Source organism: Comamonas sp. SCN 65-56 (genome assembly GCF_001724135.1).
Lineage (GTDB): Bacteria > Pseudomonadota > Gammaproteobacteria > Burkholderiales > Burkholderiaceae_C > Comamonas_C.
Window position 1 is genome coordinate 168,890 of record NZ_MEDS01000008.1, and the last position, 21,395, is coordinate 190,284.

Sequence of the window (21,395 nt, forward strand, 5' to 3'; positions counted from 1 at the left end):
CTGCCGTATCCTTGGCGGCAGTTCCGTGTTCCAGCTTGTTCGACACGCCATGAAGATCGCCCTGCTCTCCGACCTGCACCTGTCCGTTCAAACGATGGAGCCACCGCCCACCGAGGCCGATGTGGTGGTGCTCGCCGGCGACCTGCACCGGCCCGAGCAGGCCATGGCTTGGGCGCGCCAGTACCGCCAGCCCACGCTGTTCGTTGCCGGCAACCACGAATTTTTTGGCAGCGACCTGGTGGGCACCGACCGGGCCTTGCGCCAGCACGCCGCCGGCAGCACGGTGCGCATCCTGGAGCAGGACGAATGGCGCCATCAGGGCGTGCGCTTTCTGGGCTGCACGCTGTGGTCCGACTTTCGCCTGCTCGCCTCGCGCGAGGAACGCGACGCAGCGATCCAGAAGATCACGCAATTTGCCCGCGACTACACGCGCATCACTGTGGCGCCGGAATTTGCCGACTGCTTCAGCCCGGCGGTGTCGCAGCTGCTGTTCGACCAATCCGTCGCCTGGCTGGAAAAGCGCTTTGCCGAGCCGTTTGACGGCCCTACCGTCGTCATCACGCACTTTGCGCCCGCGCGCGGCAGCATTGCCGCCAAGTTTGCCGGCTCGCCCATCAACGCCGCCTTCATCTCGGATCTGGAACCACAAATTCAGCGCTGGCAGCCCGCGCTGTGGCTGCACGGCCATGTGCACGACAGCTTCGACTACCACATCGGCCGCACGCGCGTGGTGGCCAACCCGCGCGGCTATGCGCGCGATGGCGTGAATGAAAACGTGAATTTCGACCCGCAGCTGGTGCTGCAGGTCTGAGGCGGCACAGCGCATGGGAAAATTCGCCCCATGCATGCATTGTTTGAAGACGCTGGCAAGTTCCACGCCGGGCGCATCCTCTCCGAGACCGACAGCTCCGCGCAGGTGGAGCTCAGCAGCGGCAAGCGCGTCAAGGTCAAGGGCGCGGCCCTGTTGCTGAAGTTCGAGCAGCCCGCGCCCGACGAACTGCTGGCGCAGGCGCAGCAGCTGGCCACCACGGTGGAGCTGCCGCTGGCCTGGGAGTTTGCGCCTGACGGTGAATTCGGCTTTGCCGAGCTGGCGCACGAGTATTTTTCCGACAAGGCACCGGCGCCGGAGCTGGCCGGCATGCTGCTCGCCTTGTTTGAGGCGCCGCATTACTTTCGCCGTGCGGGCAAGGGGCGGTTCAAGAAGGCGCCGCCCGAAATCCTGCAACAGGCGCTGGCCGCGATCGAGAAGAAAAAGCAGGTCCAGGCCCAGATCGACGCCTGGGCGGGCGAACTCGCTGCCCAGGCATGCCCGGCGCCCATCCGCGAGCAGCTCTACAAAATTCTCTTCAAGCCGGACAAGAATGCGCCCGAGTACAAGGCGGTGGTGGAGGCCAGCCGCAGCGCGCACAAGGCGCCGCTGGCGCTGCTGCAGGAGGCAGGGGCGATTGCCTCGGCTTACGACTTTCACTGGCAGCGCTTTCTGTTTGAATGGTTCCCCAAGGGCACGTGCTTTGCGCCCATGGCCGCACCCGAGCCGCCGCAGGATCTACCGCTGGCGCCCGTCACGGCGTATTCAATCGACGACTCGGAGACCACCGAGATCGACGACGCGCTCTCGGTGCAGGGCCTGGGCAGCGGGCGCGTCACCGTGGGTATCCATATCGCCGCACCCGGGCTTGCCATCCAGCCGGGCGACGCGCTGGACGCGATCGCACGCCAGCGCCTGTCCACCGTCTACCTGCCGGGTCACAAGATCACCATGCTGCCGCCCGAGGTGGTGCAGCTCTACACCCTGGACGCCGAACGCGCCAACCCTGCAGTCTCGCTGTACGTCACCTGGGACGAGGCGACTCTGGAAGTGCTGGCCAAGGAAACCCGGCTGGAGCGCGTGCAGGTGGCGATCAACTTCCGCCACGACCAGCTCGACGCCATCGTCACCGAGGACTGGATCACACAGCCGGAAATTTCAATCGAAAACACGCCCCAACCCTTGCTGGACAAGCGCGAAGAGCTCACTTTTTTATACAAGCTGGCACGCCACCTGAAGGCCGGGCGCGAAGAGGTACGCGGCAAGCCCGAGCACTTCAACCGGCCGGACTACACCTTCCGCCTCACGGGCGGCGGTGGCGAGGAGCCCGACGGCAGCGAGACGGTAGCCATCACCACCCGCAAGCGCGGCGCGCCGCTGGACCTCATCGTCGCCGAGGCGGCCATCGTCGCCAACAGCAGCTGGGGCCGCATGCTGGCCGAGCACGGCGTGCCCGGCATCTACCGCAGCCAGGCCAGCCTGGCGCCGGGCGTGAAGGTGCGCATGGGCCTGAAGGCGCTGCCGCATGCCGGCATAGGCGTGCCCTGCTACGCCTGGGCCACCTCGCCGCTGCGCCGCTATGTCGACTTGCTCAACCAGTGGCAGATCATCGCCTGCGTGCGCCACGGCACCACGGCGGCCCTGGCCGCGCCCTTCAAGCCCAAGGACGCCAACCTGTTCGCCATCATCAGCAGTTTTGACGCCACCTACGGCGCCTACAACGCCTACCAATCCAGCATGGAGCGCTGGTGGACGCTGCGCTACCTCAGGCAGCAAGGCATCACCGAACTCGATTGCGCCGTCATCCGCGATGGCATGAACGGCGATTGCCTGGTGCGCGCCGATGCGCTGCCGCTGGTGTTGCCGGTGCTCGGTGCGCAGGGCCTGCCGCGCGGTGCGCGCGTGCGCGTGCATCTGGGCACGGCGGACGAAATCACGCTGGAGATCAACGGCACGCTGGCCGGGCGCCTGGATGATCCGCTGGACGCGAGCGACGATGCGGTGATCGACGATGAAGACGCCGAAGCCCCGCAAGCCACGCTGTCGATTGCGGTGGACGTGAACGAAGGCGCGGATGCCGCCGCGGAGGCTCCCGCGCCGTGAACTGGCAGCAGCCTCTGCGCCAGCTCGGCACGCTGCAGATCGCGCTGGGCATCTCGATTGCAGTGCATGCGGCACTGCTGACGGTGCGCTTCGTCGCGCCGGCGGCGTTTGACCGCATCTTTGAAGACACGCCGCTGGAGGTGATCCTCGTCAACGCCAAGGGCAAGGAGGCGCCGGAAAAAGCGCAGGCCGTGGCGCAGACCGCTCTGGCCGGCGGCGGCGATGCTGACAAGGGCCGCGCCACCAGCCCGCTGCCCTACTCGGCATTGACCGCCGTGGGCGACGACAGCGAAGACGCCCGCAAGCAGATGGACCAGATGCTGCAGCAGCAGAACCAGCTGCTGACGCAGGTGCGGCGCCAGCTGGCCATGCTGCCCGAGCCCGATCCGCACCAGGCCAACCCAAGCCCCGAAGGCCGCGCGCAGGAAGAAAAGCGCCGCCAGCTGATCCGCCTGCTGGCCGAAATTGAAAAGCGCGTGAACGAGGAAAACGCCCGCCCGAGGAAGCGCTACATCAGCCCCGCCACGCGCGAGGCGGTGTATGCGCTGTACTACGACCAGCTGCGGCGCAAGGTGGAAGACAAGGGCACGCGCAACTTCCCCGAAGCCGGTGGCAAAAAGCTCTATGGCAACCTGGTGATGATTCTCACGGTGAACTTTGACGGCAGCGTGCTTTCGACGGAAATCGTGCAAGGCTCGGGCAACAAGCTGCTGGACAGCCGCGCCGAAGCCATCGCGCGCGCCGCCGGTCCGTTTGGCCCGTTCAACGCCGAGATGCGCGCCAAGACCGATCAGCTCGCCGTCGTCGCGCGCTTCAAGTTCACGCGTGAACAGGTCCTGCAAACCAAAGTCATGGAGCCGCAATGACAGGCACCGACCGCTACTGCGTGATGGGCCACCCGATCGCCCACAGCCGCTCGCCCTGGATCCATGCGCGCTTTGCCGCGCTCACGGGCGAGCTGCTTGGCTACGACGCGCAGCTCGTGGCGCTCGATGGTTTCGCCGCTGCCGTGCGCCAGTTTGCCAACGCCGGCGGGCGCGGCTGCAACATCACCATCCCCTTCAAGCATGAGGCCGCGCAGCTGGCCGATACGCGCAGCGAACGCGTGGCGCAGGCGGGCGCCGCCAACACCCTGGTGCTTGCCGGTGGGCGCATCCATGCCGACAACACCGACGGCCTGGGCCTGGTGGCCGACATCGAGCAGGGCGCAGGCGTGCCGCTGGCCGGGCGCGACGTGCTGCTGATCGGCGCGGGCGGCGCAGCCGCCGGGGCGCTGGCGCCGCTGCTGGCGCGCGCTCCCCGACGCCTGGCGGTGTGCAATCGCACCCAGGCGCGCGCCGAGGCGCTGGTGGCACGCCACCTCGACCTTGCAAAGCTATCAAATACAGAGCTATTTGCGCTTGATCAGAAAGCGCCAGAGGCCGATTTCGATGTAATCATCAACGCCACCAGCAGCAGCCTTGCCGGTGGCGGCATCCCAGTGCCTGCATCGGTGCTGCGCCCCGGCAGCCTGGCCTGCGACATGATGTACGGCGCCGCTGCCCAAGGCTTTCTGGACTGGGCCACGCAGCATGGCGCGCGCGCCCGCGATGGCCTGGGCATGCTGGTGCAGCAGGCGGCCGAATCCTTTCTGCTATGGCGCGGCGTGCGCCCGCCCGCAGGCCAGGTGCTCGGCGAGCTGCGCGCGTTGCTGGCCTCATGAAAGGCCTTCTGCGCTGGCTGGCGCTGGTGCTGCTGGCCTTTGTGGCGCTGCAGCTGTTTTTCGTAATGCGCATCGCGCTCATGGCGCGCCTGGACCCGGCATCGACCAGCTTTGAGCGCAGCGCGCTTTGGCAGCAGTGGCGCTCCCCCGAAGCGCTGCACTGGCAGCAGCAATGGGTGCCCTACGCGCGGATTTCCACCCAGCTCAAGCGCGCCGTCATCGCCTCCGAGGACGATGGCTTTACCCAGCACGACGGCGTCGAATGGACGGCGATCGAAAAGGCCTGGGAACGCAATGCCGCCGCACGCGAGCAAGCCGCGCAGGCACAGCAGCGCCCGGGCCGCCGGCGCGTGCGCGCGCTGCGGCTGCACGGCGGTTCCACCATCACCCAGCAGCTGGCCAAGAACCTGCTGCTGTCGGGCGAGCGCACGCTGCTGCGCAAGGGCCAGGAGCTGCTGCTGGCCTACACTCTGGAGGCTTTCCTCAGCAAGCAGCGCATCCTCGAGCTCTACCTGAATCACGTCGAATGGGGCAACGGCATCTGGGGCGCCGAAGCCGCAGCGCAGCACTACTACCGCAAGCACGCCAGCCAACTCAGCGCCGCCGAAGCCGCGCGCCTGGCCGTTATGCTGCCCGCGCCGCGCCGGTTCGAGAAAACGCCCCAATCGGCCTACCTTGCCGGGCGCACACGCACCATCCTGGCGCGCATGCCGGCGGCGCAATTGCCGTAAGCTTGTGCACGCCATCCCGCATGTCACCCTCGCCCCTTTGGGGCTGAGGGCTGCGGCTCTCGTTGCGCATGTGCGCAACGGGACAGCCCGAAGAGCGCAGCGTCCCGCTGCTGCCCCCGGGAGGAGTGAAGGGCTTGCGCAAACCGTGCATATTCGGCCCAATCGACAGTCCATCAAGCGCCAGCCGCTCTCATTTCAAAAGCAATGAAAATCCTCGGCATTGACCCCGGCCTGCAAACCACCGGCTTCGGCGTGATCGAAGCCCACGGCGCGCGCCTGGCCTATGTCGCCAGCGGCACCATACGCACCACGCGCCGCGGCGGCTCGGATCTGGCACTGGGTGATCTGCCCGGGCGGCTCAAGCTGCTGTTTGACGGCATCAGCGAGGTGGCCGAGCGCTACGCGCCCGACTGCGCGGCGGTGGAGATCGTCTTCGTCAACGTCAACCCGCAGTCCACGCTGCTGCTGGGTCAGGCGCGCGGCGCGGCGCTCACCGCGCTGGTGCACGCCAGCCTGCCGGTGGCCGAGTACACCGCATTACAGATGAAGAAAGCCGTCGTCGGCCACGGGCGCGCGGCCAAATCGCAGGTGCAGGAGATGGTGCGTCGGCTCCTCAACCTGCCCGGTCTGCCCGGTACCGACGCGGCCGACGCGCTGGGCCTGGCGATCACGCACGCGCATGCGGGCGCCGCGATGGCCCGCGTGGGCGAGGTGGCCACGCTGCACCGGCGCCAGCACGCGATGTACAAGGGCGGGCGCAGTTACTGAGCTTGCGCCGCAACCTGGCGCAAGGCCTGCTCGAAGACTTCCACCGGCTGCCCGCCCGAGATCAGGTGACGGTCGTTGAGGATGATGGACGGCACCGAGCGGATACCCAGGCGCTGGTAATGCGCCTCCTCGGCGCGCACGGCATCGGCGTATTCATCACTCGCCAGAATGGCTGCCGCACGCGCTTGATCCAGCCCCAAGCGAGCGACGATGGCCAGCAGCACGGCGTGATCGGACGGATTCCTGCCCTCGGTGAAATACGCCGCCAGCAGCGCATGCTTGAGCGCGCGCTGCTGCCCATCCTGACCCTCTTCGCCCAGCCAGTGCAGCAGGCGGTGCGCGTCGAACGTGTTCCAGGTGCGCGAGCGCTGATCCAGGTGAAAGGTGAAGCCCACCTCGGCGCCGCGCGCGGTGATGAGCTCGCGCATCTGAGCCTGCTGCCCGGGCGTGGAGCCGTATTTTTCATGCAGGTGCTCGGCCATGTCCTGCCCCTCGGGCGCCATGCCGGGGTTGAGCTCGAAGGGCCGAAAGTGCCATTCCAGCACCACCTCATCCTTGAGCGCCTCGGCCGCGCGTTCAAGTGCGTGCAGGCCCACGGCGCACCAGGGGCAGACCACGTCGGAGACGAAATCGATTTTCAGGGTGACGGGCGTGGCGGGCATGGTTTCCTTTCAAGCAATGCAAAGCGTGCACAGATACGATGACCACAGGCCACCAGAGTTCGCGGATGAAATAGCTCATCCGCCTCGAACTCACCATCGACCTGCGGCAACGCCAGCTTGACCTTGCCCATCTACCCTATCCGTGCCCGCAACTCCGTCTTGAGCACTTTGCCGTAGGCATTCTTGGGCAGCGCAGGCAGCCAGCGGTAGTGCTTCGGCCGCTTGAACCGCGCGATGTGCGCGAGGCACAGCGCGTCCAGCTCGGCATCGGGCACGGGCTCGCCGTCGGCGACGAGGAAGGCAACGACGATCTCGCCCCAGTCCGCATCGCGCTCGCCGACCACCGCGACCTCGCTCACGCGCGGGTGCAGCAGCAAGATTTCTTCCACCTCGCGCGGGTAGATGTTGGAGCCGCCGGAGATGATCATGTCCTTGCTGCGGTCGCGCAGCGTGAGGAAACCCTGGGCATCCAAGCTGCCGATGTCGCCCGTGTGCAGCCAGCCGCCGCGCAGCGTCTGCTTCGTGGCCCCGGGGTTGTTCCAGTAGCCGGCCATCACCGTCTCGCCGCGCACCAGCACCTCGCCGAGCTCGCCCGTGGGCAGGTCGCGGTCTTCACTGTTCGCCACGCGCACCTGCACGCAGGCATGCGCGACGCCGACCGAGGCGATGCGCTCAGCCCAGCGCGGGTGATTGGTGGCGGCCAGGTGCTCGCGCGAGAGTGCGGTGATGGTCATCGGGCTCTCGCCCTGGCCATAAATCTGAACGAATTTCTGGCCCATCACAGCCAGCGCCTGGCGCAGGTCTTCGACATACATCGGCCCGCCACCATAGACGATGGTCTTGAAGCCCTCACCCCCTTGTCCGGTCTGCTTCAGGTGCGCCACCAGCCGGTGCACCATGGTCGGCGCGGCGAACATCGAAAGATGACCTACCTCTTTCGCCAAACTGGCCAGTTCCGCCGGATCAAACCCGCCGGACTCAGGCACCACGTGGCGCGCGCCGCGCAGGATGTGCGCGTAGTTGTACAGCCCCGCGCCGTGCGACATCGGCGCGGCGTAGACCATCGCATCGTTTGCCGCGACATCATCCACGTCGGTGAAATAGGCCATGGTCATCGCCAGCAGGTTGCGCTGGGTCAGCATCACGCCCTTGGGCCGCCCGGTGGTGCCCGAGGTGTAGAACAGCCAGGCCACGTCCTCGGGCGCACTGTCGTGCAGCGCCATGGCCGCGCCGCTGGCCGCGCGCTCCCATTCGGGGCTGGCCAGAACCCGCAGGCAATCGGGCGCGGTGCCCGCCTCAAGCGCCGCTTCGCGCAGCTCGGGCGAGGCGAGAACCACGCGCGCGCCGCTGTCTTGCAGCACGTAGGCCAGCTCCTTGGCGTGCAGCTTGTAGTTGACCGGCACCGTCACCGCGCCGCACCAGTGGATCGCCTGCTGCGCTTCCAGATACGCGGGCGCGTTGGCGCTGTAGATCGCCACGCGCTCGCCCGGCGCGACCGCGCATGCATCGCGCAGGTGGGCGGCGAGCGCGGCCACCCGCGCGCCCAGTTCGCCATAGGTGTGGCGCACGCGCGCGCCGTGCAGCAGCGCCGGGCGTTCGGGGTAGAGCTTGGCGGCACGTTCAAGCAGGCTGGCAATGTTCATGGCGTGTGATTCCCGAATGGCTCGCGGATCACGTCACTATAGGAGCGTGCCGCACGATCTGCTGCACACGGCAAACCGCAGCCCGGTTTCATTGGGTGGGAGGGGCTTGAGCCGCTCCCACAGTCCATGCAGGATTCCTCAGCGCGACGGCAGCACGGCTGCTTTCGAACCCGCGCCGCGCACCTCCAGCCGCACCCTGTCGAGCACCACCCCGCCCGCGTCGACGAGCTGCACCTCATGGCGCCCCGGCCACGGCAGCCAGGCCACACGCGGGCCGCGCCCCACCGGCTTGCCATCGATGTGCCAGGCCGCGGCCGCGGCGCCCGCGGCCTCGAACCAGACGCGCTGGTGGCTGGGCGGAATGTCGGGATCGAGCGCCAGGATGGTGCCCGACGCCGGCGCCAGAATGCGCCCGCGTGCGAGCGGGTTCACGCCAATGGATTCAGGATGATTTACAGCTGTAGCGCTTGCTGTACCCGCGCTTCCAGCTCCTGTTTTGATGGAGAAAAGTGCCTGCTGCGTCCCCCGCACAAACCACTCGTCGCGCGGCGCCTCCGCGCTCGGTGCGGCAAAGCGCACGGCGGCGCGCACCACACCCGCAGGTGGCTCGGGGGCGTGGCTGGGCACACCACGGTGCAGCCAGCCCATGAGCTCGGCCCAGATCGGCGCCGCGCCGCTCACCCCGCTGACATCGTGCATGGCGCCGCCCGCCGCATTGCCCACCCACACGCCGACGGTGTAGCGCGCCGACCAGCCGGCGGTCCAGTTGTCGCGCATGTCCTTGCTGGTGCCGGTTTTCACCGCGGTCCAAAAGCGAGTGTTCAGCACGCTGTCCGGCCCGAAGGTCGGCACGCGGGCATTGGCGTCGGCAAGCATGTCAGCGACGATGAAGGCGGCAGCCGCTGGCACCACCTGCACCGGCCGCGTTGCGGCCTGCCCCAGGCGCAGTGCGGGCGGCGTGTAGCGCCCGCCATTGGCCAGCGTGCGGTAGGCATTGGTCAGCTGCAGCAGTGGCACCTCGGCCGCGCCCAGCGCCAGGCTGTAGCCGTAATAGCCGCCCGATTCGCGCAGCGGCAAGCCGAGCGCGCGCAGCTGCGCAAAGAAGGCATCGGGCGAGACCATCACCAGCGTGCGCACCGCCGGCACGTTGAGCGACGAGGCCAGCGCCGTGCGCACGGAGACCCAGCCCTTGAAGTGCCGGTCGTAGTTCTGCGGGATGTAAAGCCCACCCGCGGTGGGGATCTGGGTCGGCGCATCGTGCACCAGCGAGGCGGCGGCAAGGCGCTGCTCGGCGATCGCCTGCGCGTACAGAAACGGCTTGAGCGTGGAGCCGGGCTGGCGCAGCGCCAGCACGCCATCGACTTCGGGCGCCGCGCTCAGACTGCCAGAGGAGCCGACCCAGGCCAGCACCTCGCCGCTGGCGTTGTCCAGCACCACGATGGCGCCATCGTGCACATTGCGCCCGCGCAGCTCGCGCAGATGACGCTGCAGCAACTCCCCTGCAAAGCGCTGCAGCGGCGCGCTCAGCGGCGTGCGTTCGCCTTTGGCGTGGGCGGTCTTGAGCCACTGGCGCGCAAAGTGCGGCGCAATGCCTTCGGCTGTGTCAAACGCCCGGCGCTTGAGCGCTGCCTCGGTGAAGAAATCCAGCGCCTCGCAATCCGCCGCCGTCTGCATCAGGCGCAGCACGCCGCAGGCCCGGCGCGCCACCGCCTGCGCCTTGGCATTGGGTGCGCGCACCAGCGCCACGGCCACCGCCCCCTCGCGCGCATCCAGCCCATGCGCCGCCTTGCCAAACAGCGTGCGGCTCAGCGCATCGATGCCCACCAGCTCGCCGCGAAACGGCACCAGGTTGAGATAGGCCTCCAGGATCTGGTCCTTGCGCCAGCCCTGCTCCAGATCGCGCGCAGCCAGCGCCTGCCCGGCCTTGGCGGTCAGGCTGCGCCCGCCGCTGCTGGCACGCAGATCCTCATCGAGCAGGCCCGCAAGCTGCATGGTGATGGTGCTCGCACCGCGCGTCTTGCGGTTGAGCAGATTGGCCCAGGCTGCCGCCGAAACCGCCGCCCAATCGACGCCGCTATGCTCGTAAAAGCGCTTGTCCTCGCTGAGGATCAGCGCCTGGCGCAGCGCGGCGGACATCTCGGCCAAGGCCACCCACTGGCCCCGGCGCACCGTGGCATCGGTGCGCATGCGCTGCAGCACCGCGCCCTCGCGCGAGAGCAGCAGGGTCTCGGACGAATGGAAACCGTCACGCACCGCGTCGAAGCCGGGCGAGGCCAGCGCCGGCGCCGCCGCCAGCGCAAGAGCGGCGCCGAACAGGCCGGCCAGCCACCGGCACCCGCGCAGCACCGCCTCGCGGCCCGAACGCACACCGCCCGTTCGCGCCACCAACCCGCTACCCGATACACCGCACCGCATGCGCGCAAGTATGCCCGCCGGCCCGCGCCGAGCGCGATGGGTGAGGCAGATAATCGGCCCGCCATGCCCCCTGCGTTCCCCGATTTTTTGCTCGACGGCTCGTTCAAGAGCTTTCCACAGACCGCCGCGCCCTGCGCCGCCAGCGCCATCGCCGAGCGTGGCTGGAACCTGCTCGCGGGCGACCTGCCGCTGCCGCTGGCGGTGCTCAAACGATCGGCGCTGACGCACAACCTCGCGTGGATGCAGGATTTCGCGCGGCGCAAGGGCGTCTCACTCGCGCCCCACGGCAAGACGACGATGGCGCCCGCGCTGTTCGCCCTGCAGCTGCAAGCGGGCGCCTGGGGCCTGACCTTCGCCACCGCGTTCCAGGCGGCGGTGGGCGTGGCCGCCGGCGCGCGCCGCATCGTGATCGCCAACCAGGTGGTCTGCGACGCCGATTTCGATGTGCTGGACGCGCTGCTCACGCGCCACCCCGATCTGTGGCTGTGCTTTCTCGTCGATGCCCCGGCGCAGCTCGCGCTGCTCGAAGACTGGCAGCGCCGGCGCGCCAGCGCCCGCGTGTTCGATGTGCTGCTCGAAATCGGCGAGCCCGGCGCGCGCACCGGCTGCCGCAGCGCAGAGCAGGCGCTGACGCTGGCGCGCGCCATCGCGGCCAGCGGCGCCGCGCGCCTGGCGGGCCTGGAGTGCTACGAAGGCGTGGCGGCGCACTGCGACAGCGCGCACGATGCCGACGCCGTCGGCGACCTGGTGCGCCGCGCGCTCGCCGTCGCGCACGCCATCGACGCCGAGCGGTTGTGGGCCGCATCGGCGCCGGAGATCGTGCTCAGCGCCGGCGGCTCGGCGGTGTTCGACCTCGTCGTGCCGCTGCTGCAGGCGCGCGGCCTGTCGTGCCCGGTGCGCGGCGTGCTGCGCTCAGGCTGCTACCTCACGCACGACCACGGCAACTACCGGCGCTATCTGCACCTGGTGGAGCAGCGCGAGGGACTGCAGGATTCACTGCTGCCCGCGCTCAGCGTCTGGGCCATGGTGCAGTCGCTGCCCGAGCCCGGCCTGGCGCTGCTCGGCTGCGGCAAGCGCGACATTTCCCATGATCTGGAAATGCCGATCCCCATCGGCCTGGCGCGGCGCGGCGCGCTCGAAAGCGTGGCGGCGCCGCCCGACTGGCGCATCAGCGCACTCAACGACCAGCATGCCTATCTGCGCTTTCCCCCCGGCGCGCACGCCAGCGCCTTGCCGCGCATCGGCGACCGCGTCGAGCTCGGCATCTCCCACCCCTGCACCACCTTCGACAAATGGCGCTGGATGCCCATCGTCGAGGACGACGGGCGCGTGAGCGGCGCGATCCAGACGTTTTTCTGATGCCGCGCTACGGCGCCGGCGAGCGGCGCACCAGCGCGGTGAATGCGTCCACCGGCAGCGGCTTGCTGAACAGATAGCCTTGCCAGGTATCGCAGCCGTGGCGCTGCAGAAAGGCGCGCTGCGCCTCGGTCTCCACGCCCTCGGCGATCACGCGCAAATTCAGGCTGGTGCCCAGTGCGACGATGGTGCGGGCAATCGCCGCGTCGTTGGGATCGACCAGCACGTCGCGCACAAAGCTCTGGTCGATCTTGAGCTGATCCAGAGGCAAGCGCTTCAAGTACGCAAGCGAGGAATAGCCGGTACCGAAATCGTCCAGTGAAAAATCCAGCCCGTAGGCCTTGAGCTGCGTCATCTTGGCGATCGTGCCCTCCAGGTCCTGCAGCAGCAGCCCCTCGGTCAGCTCCAGTTCCAGCCGCCGCGGATCGGCCCCGCTGCTGGCCACCGCCGCCAGCGTCAACGCGACAAAATCGCTTTGTGAAAATTGGCGCGGGCTGATGTTCACCGCCAGTTTCAGCGCCGCAAACAGCGGCTCGCCCGCCCAGGCCGCCAGCTGGGCGCAGGCGGTCTCAAGCACCCACTGGCCAATGGCCAGAATCAGCCCGGTGTCTTCCGCCAGCGGGATGAATTCGGCGGGCGAGATGAAGCCGCGCACCGGGTGGCGCCAGCGCAGCAGCGCCTCCGCGCCGGTGATGGCGCCGCCCTGCACCTGCGCCTGGTAGTGCAGCTCGAACTGCCGCTGTTCCAGCGCCGCGCGCAGATCGCGTTCGAGCTGGACGCGCGCCTGCACGCGCTGCTGGATCTGCGGGTCGTAAAAGCACAGCGTATCGCGCCCTGCGGCCTTGGCCTGGTACATCGCCATGTCGGCCCGCTGCAGCAACTCATCCACCTTCTCGTCGCTGCCGCGAAAGACGGCGGCGCCGACGCTGGCGGTGCTGTGGTAGTGCTCGCCATCCAGCGCAAACGGTGCGCGCAGCGCTGCCAGAATGCGTTCGGAGACCGCACGCGCATGGGTTGCCGCATCCTGCAGCGAGGTCTGCGCGCCCGCCAGCACCACCACGAATTCATCATCGCCGTGGCGCGCCAGCATGTCGTCGGCGCCGACGCAGCCGCGCAAGCGCACAGCCACCTGGCGCAGCAGCGCATCGCCGCAGTCGTGGCCGCGCGTCTCGTTGAGCGTCTTGAAGTGATCCAGGTCCAGCATCAGCACCGCGCCGCACTGGCCATTGGCGGCACTGGCTGCCAGCACATGGTCCAGGCGCTCCGTCAACAAACGCCGGTTGGCCAGGCCGGTGAGCCGATCGTATGAGGCAAGGTAGTTGATCTCATCCTCGGCCGCACGGTGCAGGCTCAGATCCTCGACGATCAACAGCAGCGATTCCTGAAAGCGCACGCCGGAAATGCCCAGCGGCTTGGTTTCGCCATCCGCGCAGCGCACCTCATGCTCGGACCACTCGACGCTGCCACCGGATGACTGCGCCAGCATGCGTTCGCGTACGACTTGATCCGGGTAGACCAGGCGCCACCACTGGTCGACATGGCTGAGCCTGGCCTCGTCGTAGCCTGTGATCTCCACGAACTGGCGGTTGCGATAGACCACGCCGCCGCTGCGCTGCCACACCACGATGCCCACCGGCAGGTGATTCAGAATCGCGCGCAGGCGCTGTTCGTTCTCACGCAGCGCCTCTCTCATTGCGCGCCGCTCGGTGATGTCCTGGATCACGCCGATGTTGTAGCGGATGGTCTCGTCCTGCTGCACCACCGGCGAGACGGTCAGATCGACCCACACCTGCGAACCGTCCTTGCGCAGCAGGCGCTTTTCCAGGTGAAAGGCCGTGATCTCGCCGCGGCCCAGGCTGGCCCGCAGGGCGAGGTTCTCCGCCTGGTCCTCGGGCGCGGAGATGCTCTCGACGGTGCGGCCGAGCAATTCTTGCTGCGTGTAGCCCAGGATGTCGCAGTACTTCTGGTTCACGCGCTCGAAAGTCGCGCTCGTCATGTTCACGAGCACCATGCCCACCGCGGCTTGCTCGAACACCGCGTGCAGCCGCTCTTCACTGGCGCGGCGCACGCGTTCAGCCGCCTCGCCGCGCGCTATCGCTTGAGATCGCTGACGCAACAGCAGTCCTGCCGCCAGCGCCAGCACCAGCGAAAACAGCAGGCCCGCACCAGCGATCCAGCTCGGCAGGGTGCGCTCGGCCTGCGACAGCAGCGCAAGCGTGGGCGCATAGCTCAGGCGCCAGCGCCTGCCGTGCACCTCCAGCGTACGCACCACCTCGCCCGCAGCAAAGCGCTGGCGCAGCGCCGCCACATCCGCCGTCTGGCCCATGAACGCAGGCGCAGCGCCGGCAACTGTCCCCACGTCTTCCAGCCGCAGCGCCAGGCCGTCGAGCACGCCGGCGCGTTGCAGTGCATCGAGCATGTCGCTGACGCGGATGGTGGCGGTCACGGTGCCGACGAAAGGGCGCTGGCCCGGCGCATCGGCATCGCCCCAGACCGGATAGCGCAGGGTGTAGCCCTCGGGATGCACCGGCAAATCGCGCAGTGTGATGGGCGGCGACGCCACCGCTGCACCGCCCTCACCTGCCGCTCGTGCCGCGGCCAGTAACAGGGGGCGATCGGCGAGATCGAGACCCCAGATGGAGTCCTGCTCATCCCATGGCCACAGGTATTCGACGATGAAGTGCTCGGGGGCATCGACGTGCGGATGGATGATGGCGCCCGCCACCTCGCGCCCGGCCTCGCGCGCCTGCGCCGCGAGGCGTCGCTCGAACGCGGGCAGATCAGCCTGCGGCACCCGGCGCGCGAAGGACAGCCTGCGCATCTCGGGGTAGGCGCGCTGGAAATCGCGCTCATCCGCCACCCGATTGAAGCGCTGCCAGCCCAGATCCGGCGCGGCGGTGAACAGATCACGCATGCCGGCGACGATGTTGGCATGGCCCTTCAGACGCGCCGCCAGAATGTCGGTGGCCGCGTTCACCTCGTTGGCAAAACGCTCCTGCGCAGCGTGCTCATTGGTGCTGCGCTGCTGCAGCACCAGCAGCCACGTCACGGCCGCGCCAGCGATCAGGATCGCGGCGGCCGTCAGCCAATGGGCTGCAGGACGTGGCAAGGGCACAACAAGCTCCCGCTGGTGGATACACGGCACATGGGCGAAGACACCACCGCTGCCGCGACGGTGATGTCCGGTTTATAACAAAAAACGGCTTCTGCGCTTGCCATTGCAGCGCAACAAGCTATTGTTTTTGACTATCGACCGATTGCACCCGCACCCGCGCATTCGGCACTTCACCAAACATCTCGGGCGCATACAGCGCCTCGATGCGCGTGGGCGGCAACGCAAAGCTGCCAACGTTGTTCAGGCGCAGCGTGTACTGCAGCCGCGTCTTGCCCTTGGGCAGGTATTGGTAGTACGCGCGGTACGCCTCGAAGCTGCGCTCCTCGAACGCCAGCCAGCCATTGCCCTGCGCCTCTTCACCGCGTGCAGCGATCTCCGAATCACGCCCCAGGCCGCCGCCCAGGATGGTCGCGCCGCCGGGTACCGGGTCGCTCAAGACCACCCAGGTCATGTCGGTTTGTGCATCCACTTCCAGCGTGACGCGCAACACGTCGCCGCGCGCATGCTGCCCGTCAGGCAGGTTTTTGTCGGCCTGCTCCACCGGCGTGACGCTGCGCGTGACGGTGTAGCCCGCACTGAACGGCGCCTTGAGCGCCACGGCCGCTACCGACTGCAGCGTGAGCCAGGGCTTGCCGCTGCCTTCGTGCGTGACCAGCAGATCGCCGCCCGTCGCCGTCTTGCCCCAGGGCATGAACATGGTGTTGTTCAGGTAGTTGCCCGCGGCCGTGGGCGCGCCGAACCAGGTGGTCTGGTGCATTGCACCGCCTTCATCCGCGGCCTTGGCGCTCACCACCCTGGACCAGTCCACGCTGGCCCTTGCATCCCCCATGACAGCGCGCGTCACTCCGGTCACGGGTGCGGATTCGAACTTGGCACTGAAGGCCTCCAGCGCCAGCAAGCCCCAGAGATTGGCCGTGGTGGTGTGCCAGGCGCCGCGCTGCTGGCGCGCGATGAAGCCATTGGCCAGGCGCCCCATGTCGTCCTTCCAGGCGGGGTCGTCCATCACCGTCAGGATCAGGCGCGCCAGGTTCACGTCGCCGTTTTGCATCAGCCACCACCAGTAGTCGCTCTGCTCGGTGCTGAAGGCGGCGCGCGTACCCTGCCAGGACAGGCGCGCGCGCAGGATTTGCATCGCCTCGTGCAGGCGCTGCTCGCGCTGCGGCACGGCGCGTCCGCGCTGCAGGATGCTGACCCAGTCGATCACCGCGTGCGTGGGCCACTGGTTGGGAGCGATGGTGATGGACTGCAGCCAGCGCGCATCGGCCTTGCCATAGCGGGCGAGTGCCTCGATCGCCGCCAGCTTGCGCAGCTCGAGGTCTTTGCGCGGGCTCCAGAACCGGCGCTCTATCCGGCCTTCGACAAACGCCGTCAAGCCCTGCTGCATGGCCTTGAGAGCATCGGCAGGCAGCGTGAACTCCGGGTGCAGGCGCGCGGTCTCATGGCTGGAAGCCAGCAGGTAGGCGGTCAGCGTGTCGCTGCCGCGGTGCGCATCGCCCGCGCGCGGCGGAAAGTAGGTGGCTAGGCCATCTTCGTCCAGGTAGGTCGGCAGTTGCGCCGCCAGTATCTTCCACGCCGCGGCATCGTTCATGCCTATCGCCTTGCCGACCTTCTGCTCCAGGCAGGCAAACGGGTAATTGGCCCACCAATCGCGCACGCCGGGCAGACCTTCGGCCAGCCTGGGCTGCAGCGCCAGCCTGAGGCCGCCGCGGCCGGGCAGCGCATCCGCGGGCGCCGCGACCGGCAGGTTGAAGAAGCCATCGAGCTGCACCAGCGTGGCCTGCTGCACCGTGAGCGGCACGGCAGGCAGGATGCGCTGGCTCACCTTGAGCGCATCGCGCGCCTTGCCCTGCGTATCGCGTGCGGCGATCTCCCAGAGCAGCTCCTGCAAACGCGTCTGCCCCAGCTGTTCAGGCGCGGTCACGTTCCATGCCAGCTCGCGCGCCCCGCCTGCGGGAATGTCCACGCTCTGCTGCTCCAGCGTCAACAGCGTGGCGCGTGGCGCCACCTCCACCTTCATGGCCTTGTCGGTGGTGTTGCGCAGCGTGATCTGGGCGCGGAAGGCATCGCCCTCGCGCACCAGCGGCGGCAGGCCGCTGATGATCTGCAGATCCTGGGTGCTGCGGATGCTGGCCTTGCCGGTGCCGAAAAAACCCACGCCGGCATCGGCAACGGCGACGATCTCGAAGGTGGTGAGCGCGTCGTTGAGCGGCACTTCGACCTGCGCGCGCCCGTTGGCATCGAGCTCCACGACCGGTTTCCACAAGAGCAGCGTATCGAGCAGTTCGCGCGTGGGCGCGTGGCCGCCGCCGCCGCCGGCGGGCACGGCCTTCCTGCCGTAGTGGCGCCGCCCGACGATGTCCATCTGCGCCGTGGAGGTACTGACACCCCAGGCCCGCGTGCCCAGCATGCGTTGCAGCAGATCCCAGGTGCCGTTGGGCGCCAGCTCCAGCAAGGCCTTGTCCACCGCAGCGACCGCCACCTCGGCATGTGCGGCGGGCTGGCCGTCGGGCAGCTTCGCTTCTATGCTTACCCTGGCCTTGCCGCGCACCTCATAGGTGGGCTGATCGGCCTTCACCTGCACATCCATCTGGTGCGCCTTCAGGCCGACGTCGATCATGGCCGCGCCAAAGCGAAAGCTGGGTTTGGAGAGATCCACCATCGCCGTCGGCGCGATGTATTCCTTGCTGTCGACGCGAAACGCGCGCCACCACTGCCTCGGCTCCCGGAAGCCCCAGGTGAAGAAGCTGTACCACGGCACCTCGCTCAGCCGCCCGCGCAGCACCAGAGCACTCACATAGACATTGGGCGCCCAACCGCCATCGACCGTGAGCGCTATCGTCGGGTCCTTGCCATCGAGCTCCATCACCTGGCTGCGGATGATGCCCTCGCGCTCCACGCTCACCAGCGCCGTGGCGTGGCGATACGGCATGCGCACCTGCAGCCTGGCCGTCTCGCCGGGCTCGTAACGCTTTTTCTCGGGCAAGAGATCAATGCGGTCGTGGTTCTCGCCGCCAAACCAGAGTTCGCCCTCCTGCGTGATCCAGATCGAGGTCGCGGCTTTCGCCTCGTTGCCGCTCTTGTCTCGCGCGGTGGCGACCAGCTGCACCTCGCCGGCCTGCTCCAGCCTGGCATCGCACAGCACCAGGCCGCGGCTGTCACTCACACCCGTGCAGACGGTGCCCAGATCCTTGGTCTGGGTCTGGTTGTCGTAGCTGTAAAAGCCTCCTACCAGGCGCTTGCGGCTGGTCGTCGTGGTGCGTGCAATCGCCTGCACCGAGAGCGGCACACCCTTTTGCGCCGTGCCGTCGGTGGACAGCGCCAGTGCCTGGAAACGCAGCTTGCTGCCGCTCGATGCCCAGCCTTCGGTCTTGATGCCGGCCACCACCGCCGCCGGCCAGAGCGTACGCGTGCTGCGCAGCGACTGCACCTCGCCGTTGGGATCGGCGTAGCTGGCTTCCAGCACCAGTTCCATGGGCTCGCGCACGGCCGGCAAATCGGTCAACGTGACCTGACCCTGGCCATTCTTGTCCAGCGTGAGCGCCAGCTTGTCGGCCACCACGCGGGCCGACGATGCGGCAGGCGGCGCGTCCTCATCGCCCTGCACCTGCGCGTCCGCCGCCGGCACGCCAAAGCTGAATTCACCGTAACCGTCAAACATCAGTCCCTTGTCCCGCACCATCGCCGAGACACGCACCGGCAGCTGCGCCGCCGGCGCACCTGCACCAGCGGCCCGGCTTCGGCCGGCGCAACGCTGCCGGTGAACACCGGCAGGCGGAATTCCTCCACGCGAAAGCTCGCGCCGTAAAAGCTCTGCTGGCCCTTGGGGGTTTCCAGCCGCACGTCGTATTCGCCCAGCTTGGCGGCCGCCGGCACCTGGAAGCTGCTGACCGCCGACAGCCCTCCCGTGGGGGTCTTGCGCCAGGTGAGCAGCTGCTTGAACTGCTGGCCGCTGCCCACGTGCGTGATGGTCAGCTGGGTGGGGCGCTTTTCCGGCAGCGCAAAGCCGCCCAGGGTTTCGCTGCGCAACAGGTGCTTCATCGACACCGTCTCGCCCGCGCGCACCAGGGTGCGGTCCAGCACACTGCGCGCCAGCTCATCGGGCTGGGCCTGGGTGCTGGTGGAAAAGCCAAACCGCCAGGGCTCTATCCCGGTCTGTGAATCGCTCCAGACAAAGGCCATGTCGTCCTGCGCGCGGGCGCTGACGAAGTAGGCCCGGCGCCAGTTCGGCTCCTCGCACAGCAGGGGCTCGGGCGAGAGATCCTTGAACTCGGCGATGCCGCTCTGGTCCGTCGTGCTGCTGGCCAGTTCCTGCCCCTTGCAGGTGGAAACGCGCACCGTCGCGCCCACCACCGGCTGGCCCTTGTCCAGCGTGGTCACCCAGGCCTGAGCGTTCTCGCGCCCCAGCTTGAAATGCACCGCCAGATTGGTCACCAGCGCCGTGGTGCGCACATACATGGTGCGCGTCGAGCCATAGCCCGGGTCCAGCAGCGCCTGCCCCAGCAAGGGCGACGCGATTTCCACCACATTGAAGCCCGCAGGCAGCGGGATGCCGACCACCTCGAACGGACGCAAATCGCCGCGCTTGGCCGCTGGCAGCTCCAGTGTCGTCACGCCATCACGGCCCGCCAGCAGCGAGACGCGGCGTGCCTGCACGTACTCGTTCTCGTCAATGCCTCTGGGCTGCTCCTGGTCGCCCCCCGCCGCAGCCCGCGGTTTGATCGGGGGAGGCAGAGGGTCCCTGACCTCTTTCCCGGCCTTGCTGCGCGCAAGCCAGGTGTTTTCAAACATCTCGACGCGGTTGAGCCACCGTATCACCTGGGCATCCGTATCCGGCCGCAAGGTGCTGACCCTGGCTCCCGGCTGCGCCACCGGCTGCAGGTTCTGCACCTGAAGGCTTTGCTCCACGCGGCGCAGCGTCACCGGCAGCAGCGCCGGCCCGTCCGGGCCCTCCGCATACCGCTCGATGATGCCGAAGGGCGCGGCAGCAAACTTGGCCAGCGGCGGCAGTGGTCCGGTGGCCAGCTTGAGCGGAAAACTCTGCGCATTGGCCAGCTCCCGGCCGGAGGCATCGGCAAACTGCGCAGGCAACTCCAGCTGGTACGCCGTTTCCGGCGGGAACGGGCCGGCGAACGCGATGGCATCGACCAGATCGTCGCCCGCCTGGCCCTGCTGCGCATCCTGCAGCGGCGAGAGCGCCTGCCCGCTCGCGCCCTTGAGCCGAATCGCCAACGCCAGCTTGCGCGGCACCGGCGCGGAAAAAGACAGTGACATCGGCCGTATCGGCAGGCAGGCGGACTGGGCGTTCTCGCGCTCGCAGGAAAAATCGGCCGTGAAGGCCTCGCGCACCCGGTAGTCGATGCGCTGCGCCTGGTGCGTCGCAACACCGTTTGGCGTCGCCAGCCCCGCATCCAGCACCAGCTGCAGCTTGCCCCCGGCACTGGCGCGGCGCGCACAGGCCAGCGTCAGGTAGCGCTGCGGCTCCTTGGCGGCGGCTTCCTGCAGGCGCTTGGCCTTGAGCAGCATCTCGCGCTCGGCGCCCTCGACGGCGCGCACCGGCACGCGCTCACCCAGCCCTTCGATGTCACACCACACATGTTCGCTCACGCTCTGCGGGCTGGCCTCGCCGCTCAGCTGCACGATGAAGGCCTGCGCCTCTTCGATGGTGTTGTAACTGCCGGGCCAGACGCGCTGCAACTGCGGACCGCCAGTACTGAAATGATAGCTTTTAGCGCTTTTCAGATCTTCGCCAGAGGCCGATTTGAATGATTTTTCCGGCACCACTTCGCAGCGTACGCCGGGCGGCAGGTCGGCAGCAAAGTCAAACACCCACTGCCGGTCACTGAGCCAACGGCCCTGCCCGCGCGAGGCATCCGCATCGCTGCAACGCACGGCAAACGGCGCGGTGGCCTTGGCATCGCCAAACCGCACGGCAGCGGCATCCAACTTGACCACCACCTGCCGCACCCGTGACACCTCGCCCTGGGGCGATACCGCGCTCACGCCCAAGGCGCTGGCCGCAACGCTCCACAGGCCTGCTACCACCGCCAGCACAGACCATGCAACCGATTGTTTCCGTCGCATAAAACCTCCCT

General features: G+C 68.1%; 11 protein-coding genes and 1 pseudogene. 7 read left to right on the top strand and 5 right to left on the bottom strand.

The features are described from left to right. Positions 1 to 49: 49 nt before the first annotated feature. The 6 genes from ABS45_RS06120 (at position 50) to ruvC (ending at position 6,112) form a co-directional block, all read left to right on the top strand. Positions 50 to 811 (top strand): metallophosphoesterase, encoded by a 762-nt coding sequence (locus ABS45_RS06120; RefSeq protein WP_291554135.1) that lies wholly within the window; start codon positions 50 to 52, stop codon positions 809 to 811. A 30-nt stretch (positions 812 to 841) separates the two neighbouring features. Beyond that, positions 842 to 2,911 (top strand): RNB domain-containing ribonuclease, encoded by a 2,070-nt coding sequence (locus tag ABS45_RS06125; RefSeq protein WP_291554137.1) that lies wholly within the window; start codon positions 842 to 844, stop codon positions 2,909 to 2,911. Beyond that, positions 2,908 to 3,777: a TonB family protein gene (locus ABS45_RS06130; protein ID WP_291554139.1), complete on the top strand. Its 870-nt coding sequence runs from the start codon at positions 2,908 to 2,910 to the stop codon at positions 3,775 to 3,777. Before ABS45_RS06125 ends, ABS45_RS06130 begins: the two co-directional genes overlap by 4 nt. Next, positions 3,774 to 4,613 (top strand): shikimate dehydrogenase, encoded by an 840-nt coding sequence (gene aroE / locus ABS45_RS06135; protein ID WP_291554141.1) that lies wholly within the window; start codon positions 3,774 to 3,776, stop codon positions 4,611 to 4,613. The genes ABS45_RS06130 and aroE overlap by 4 nt, the downstream gene beginning before the upstream one ends. Next, the gene (mtgA, locus tag ABS45_RS06140; RefSeq protein ID WP_291554143.1) at positions 4,610 to 5,344 is read left to right on the top strand and encodes a monofunctional biosynthetic peptidoglycan transglycosylase; all 735 of its coding nucleotides are present in this window, start codon (positions 4,610 to 4,612) and stop codon (positions 5,342 to 5,344) included. The genes aroE and mtgA overlap by 4 nt, the downstream gene beginning before the upstream one ends. Before the next feature lie 204 nt (positions 5,345 to 5,548). After that, complete coding sequence (gene ruvC / locus ABS45_RS06145; protein WP_291554145.1) at positions 5,549 to 6,112, top strand: crossover junction endodeoxyribonuclease RuvC; 564 nt, start codon at positions 5,549 to 5,551, stop codon at positions 6,110 to 6,112. Here ruvC and ABS45_RS06150 read toward each other — a convergent pair. The 3 genes from ABS45_RS06150 to pbpC all read right to left on the bottom strand — a co-directional run bounded on the left by ABS45_RS06150 (position 6,106) and on the right by pbpC (position 10,832). Then, positions 6,106 to 6,774, bottom strand: coding sequence for a DsbA family oxidoreductase (locus ABS45_RS06150; protein ID WP_291554146.1), 669 nt, complete (start codon positions 6,772 to 6,774; stop codon positions 6,106 to 6,108). The genes ruvC and ABS45_RS06150 overlap by 7 nt on opposite strands. A gap of 131 nt (positions 6,775 to 6,905) precedes the next feature. After that, entirely contained in the window at positions 6,906 to 8,417 is a 1,512-nt protein-coding gene (locus tag ABS45_RS06155; protein ID WP_291554147.1) for an AMP-binding protein, read from the bottom strand. A 138-nt stretch (positions 8,418 to 8,555) separates the two neighbouring features. After that, the gene (pbpC, locus tag ABS45_RS06160) at positions 8,556 to 10,832 is read right to left on the bottom strand and encodes a penicillin-binding protein 1C (RefSeq protein ID WP_291554148.1); all 2,277 of its coding nucleotides are present in this window, start codon (positions 10,830 to 10,832) and stop codon (positions 8,556 to 8,558) included. Between the two features lie 63 nt (positions 10,833 to 10,895). Between pbpC and ABS45_RS06165 the strand changes: the two genes are divergently transcribed. Beyond that, positions 10,896 to 12,191 carry an amino acid deaminase gene (locus ABS45_RS06165; protein ID WP_291554150.1) on the top strand — a complete coding sequence of 432 codons (1,296 nt, stop codon included), beginning with the start codon at positions 10,896 to 10,898 and terminating at the stop codon, positions 12,189 to 12,191. 7 nt (positions 12,192 to 12,198) lie between these two features. On the opposite strand, the gene ABS45_RS06170 is transcribed toward ABS45_RS06165, so the two are convergent. Both ABS45_RS06170 and ABS45_RS06175 read right to left on the bottom strand, forming a co-directional pair. Further along, positions 12,199 to 15,297, bottom strand: a complete 3,099-nt coding sequence (locus tag ABS45_RS06170) for an EAL domain-containing protein (protein WP_291554152.1) — start codon at positions 15,295 to 15,297, stop codon at positions 12,199 to 12,201. Between the two features lie 124 nt (positions 15,298 to 15,421). Beyond that, a pseudogene (locus ABS45_RS06175) lies at positions 15,422 to 21,384 on the bottom strand (MG2 domain-containing protein). Between the last annotated feature and the right edge of the window lie 11 nt (positions 21,385 to 21,395).

What these genes read in the sequence shown, in the direction of transcription:
- ABS45_RS06120 (WP_291554135.1), top strand. Translation starts at nt 50, where the DNA reads ATGAAGATCGCCCTGCTCTCCGACCTGCACCTGTCCGTTCAAACGATG.
- ABS45_RS06125 (WP_291554137.1), top strand. Translation starts at nt 842, where the DNA reads ATGCATGCATTGTTTGAAGACGCTGGCAAGTTCCACGCCGGGCGCATC.
- aroE (WP_291554141.1), top strand. Translation starts at nt 3,774, where the DNA reads ATGACAGGCACCGACCGCTACTGCGTGATGGGCCACCCGATCGCCCAC.
- mtgA (WP_291554143.1), top strand. Translation starts at nt 4,610, where the DNA reads ATGAAAGGCCTTCTGCGCTGGCTGGCGCTGGTGCTGCTGGCCTTTGTG.
- ruvC (WP_291554145.1), top strand. Translation starts at nt 5,549, where the DNA reads ATGAAAATCCTCGGCATTGACCCCGGCCTGCAAACCACCGGCTTCGGC.
- ABS45_RS06150 (WP_291554146.1), bottom strand. Translation starts at nt 6,774, where the DNA reads ATGCCCGCCACGCCCGTCACCCTGAAAATCGATTTCGTCTCCGACGTG.
- ABS45_RS06155 (WP_291554147.1), bottom strand. Translation starts at nt 8,417, where the DNA reads ATGAACATTGCCAGCCTGCTTGAACGTGCCGCCAAGCTCTACCCCGAA.
- pbpC (WP_291554148.1), bottom strand. Translation starts at nt 10,832, where the DNA reads ATGCGGTGCGGTGTATCGGGTAGCGGGTTGGTGGCGCGAACGGGCGGT.
- ABS45_RS06165 (WP_291554150.1), top strand. Translation starts at nt 10,896, where the DNA reads ATGCCCCCTGCGTTCCCCGATTTTTTGCTCGACGGCTCGTTCAAGAGC.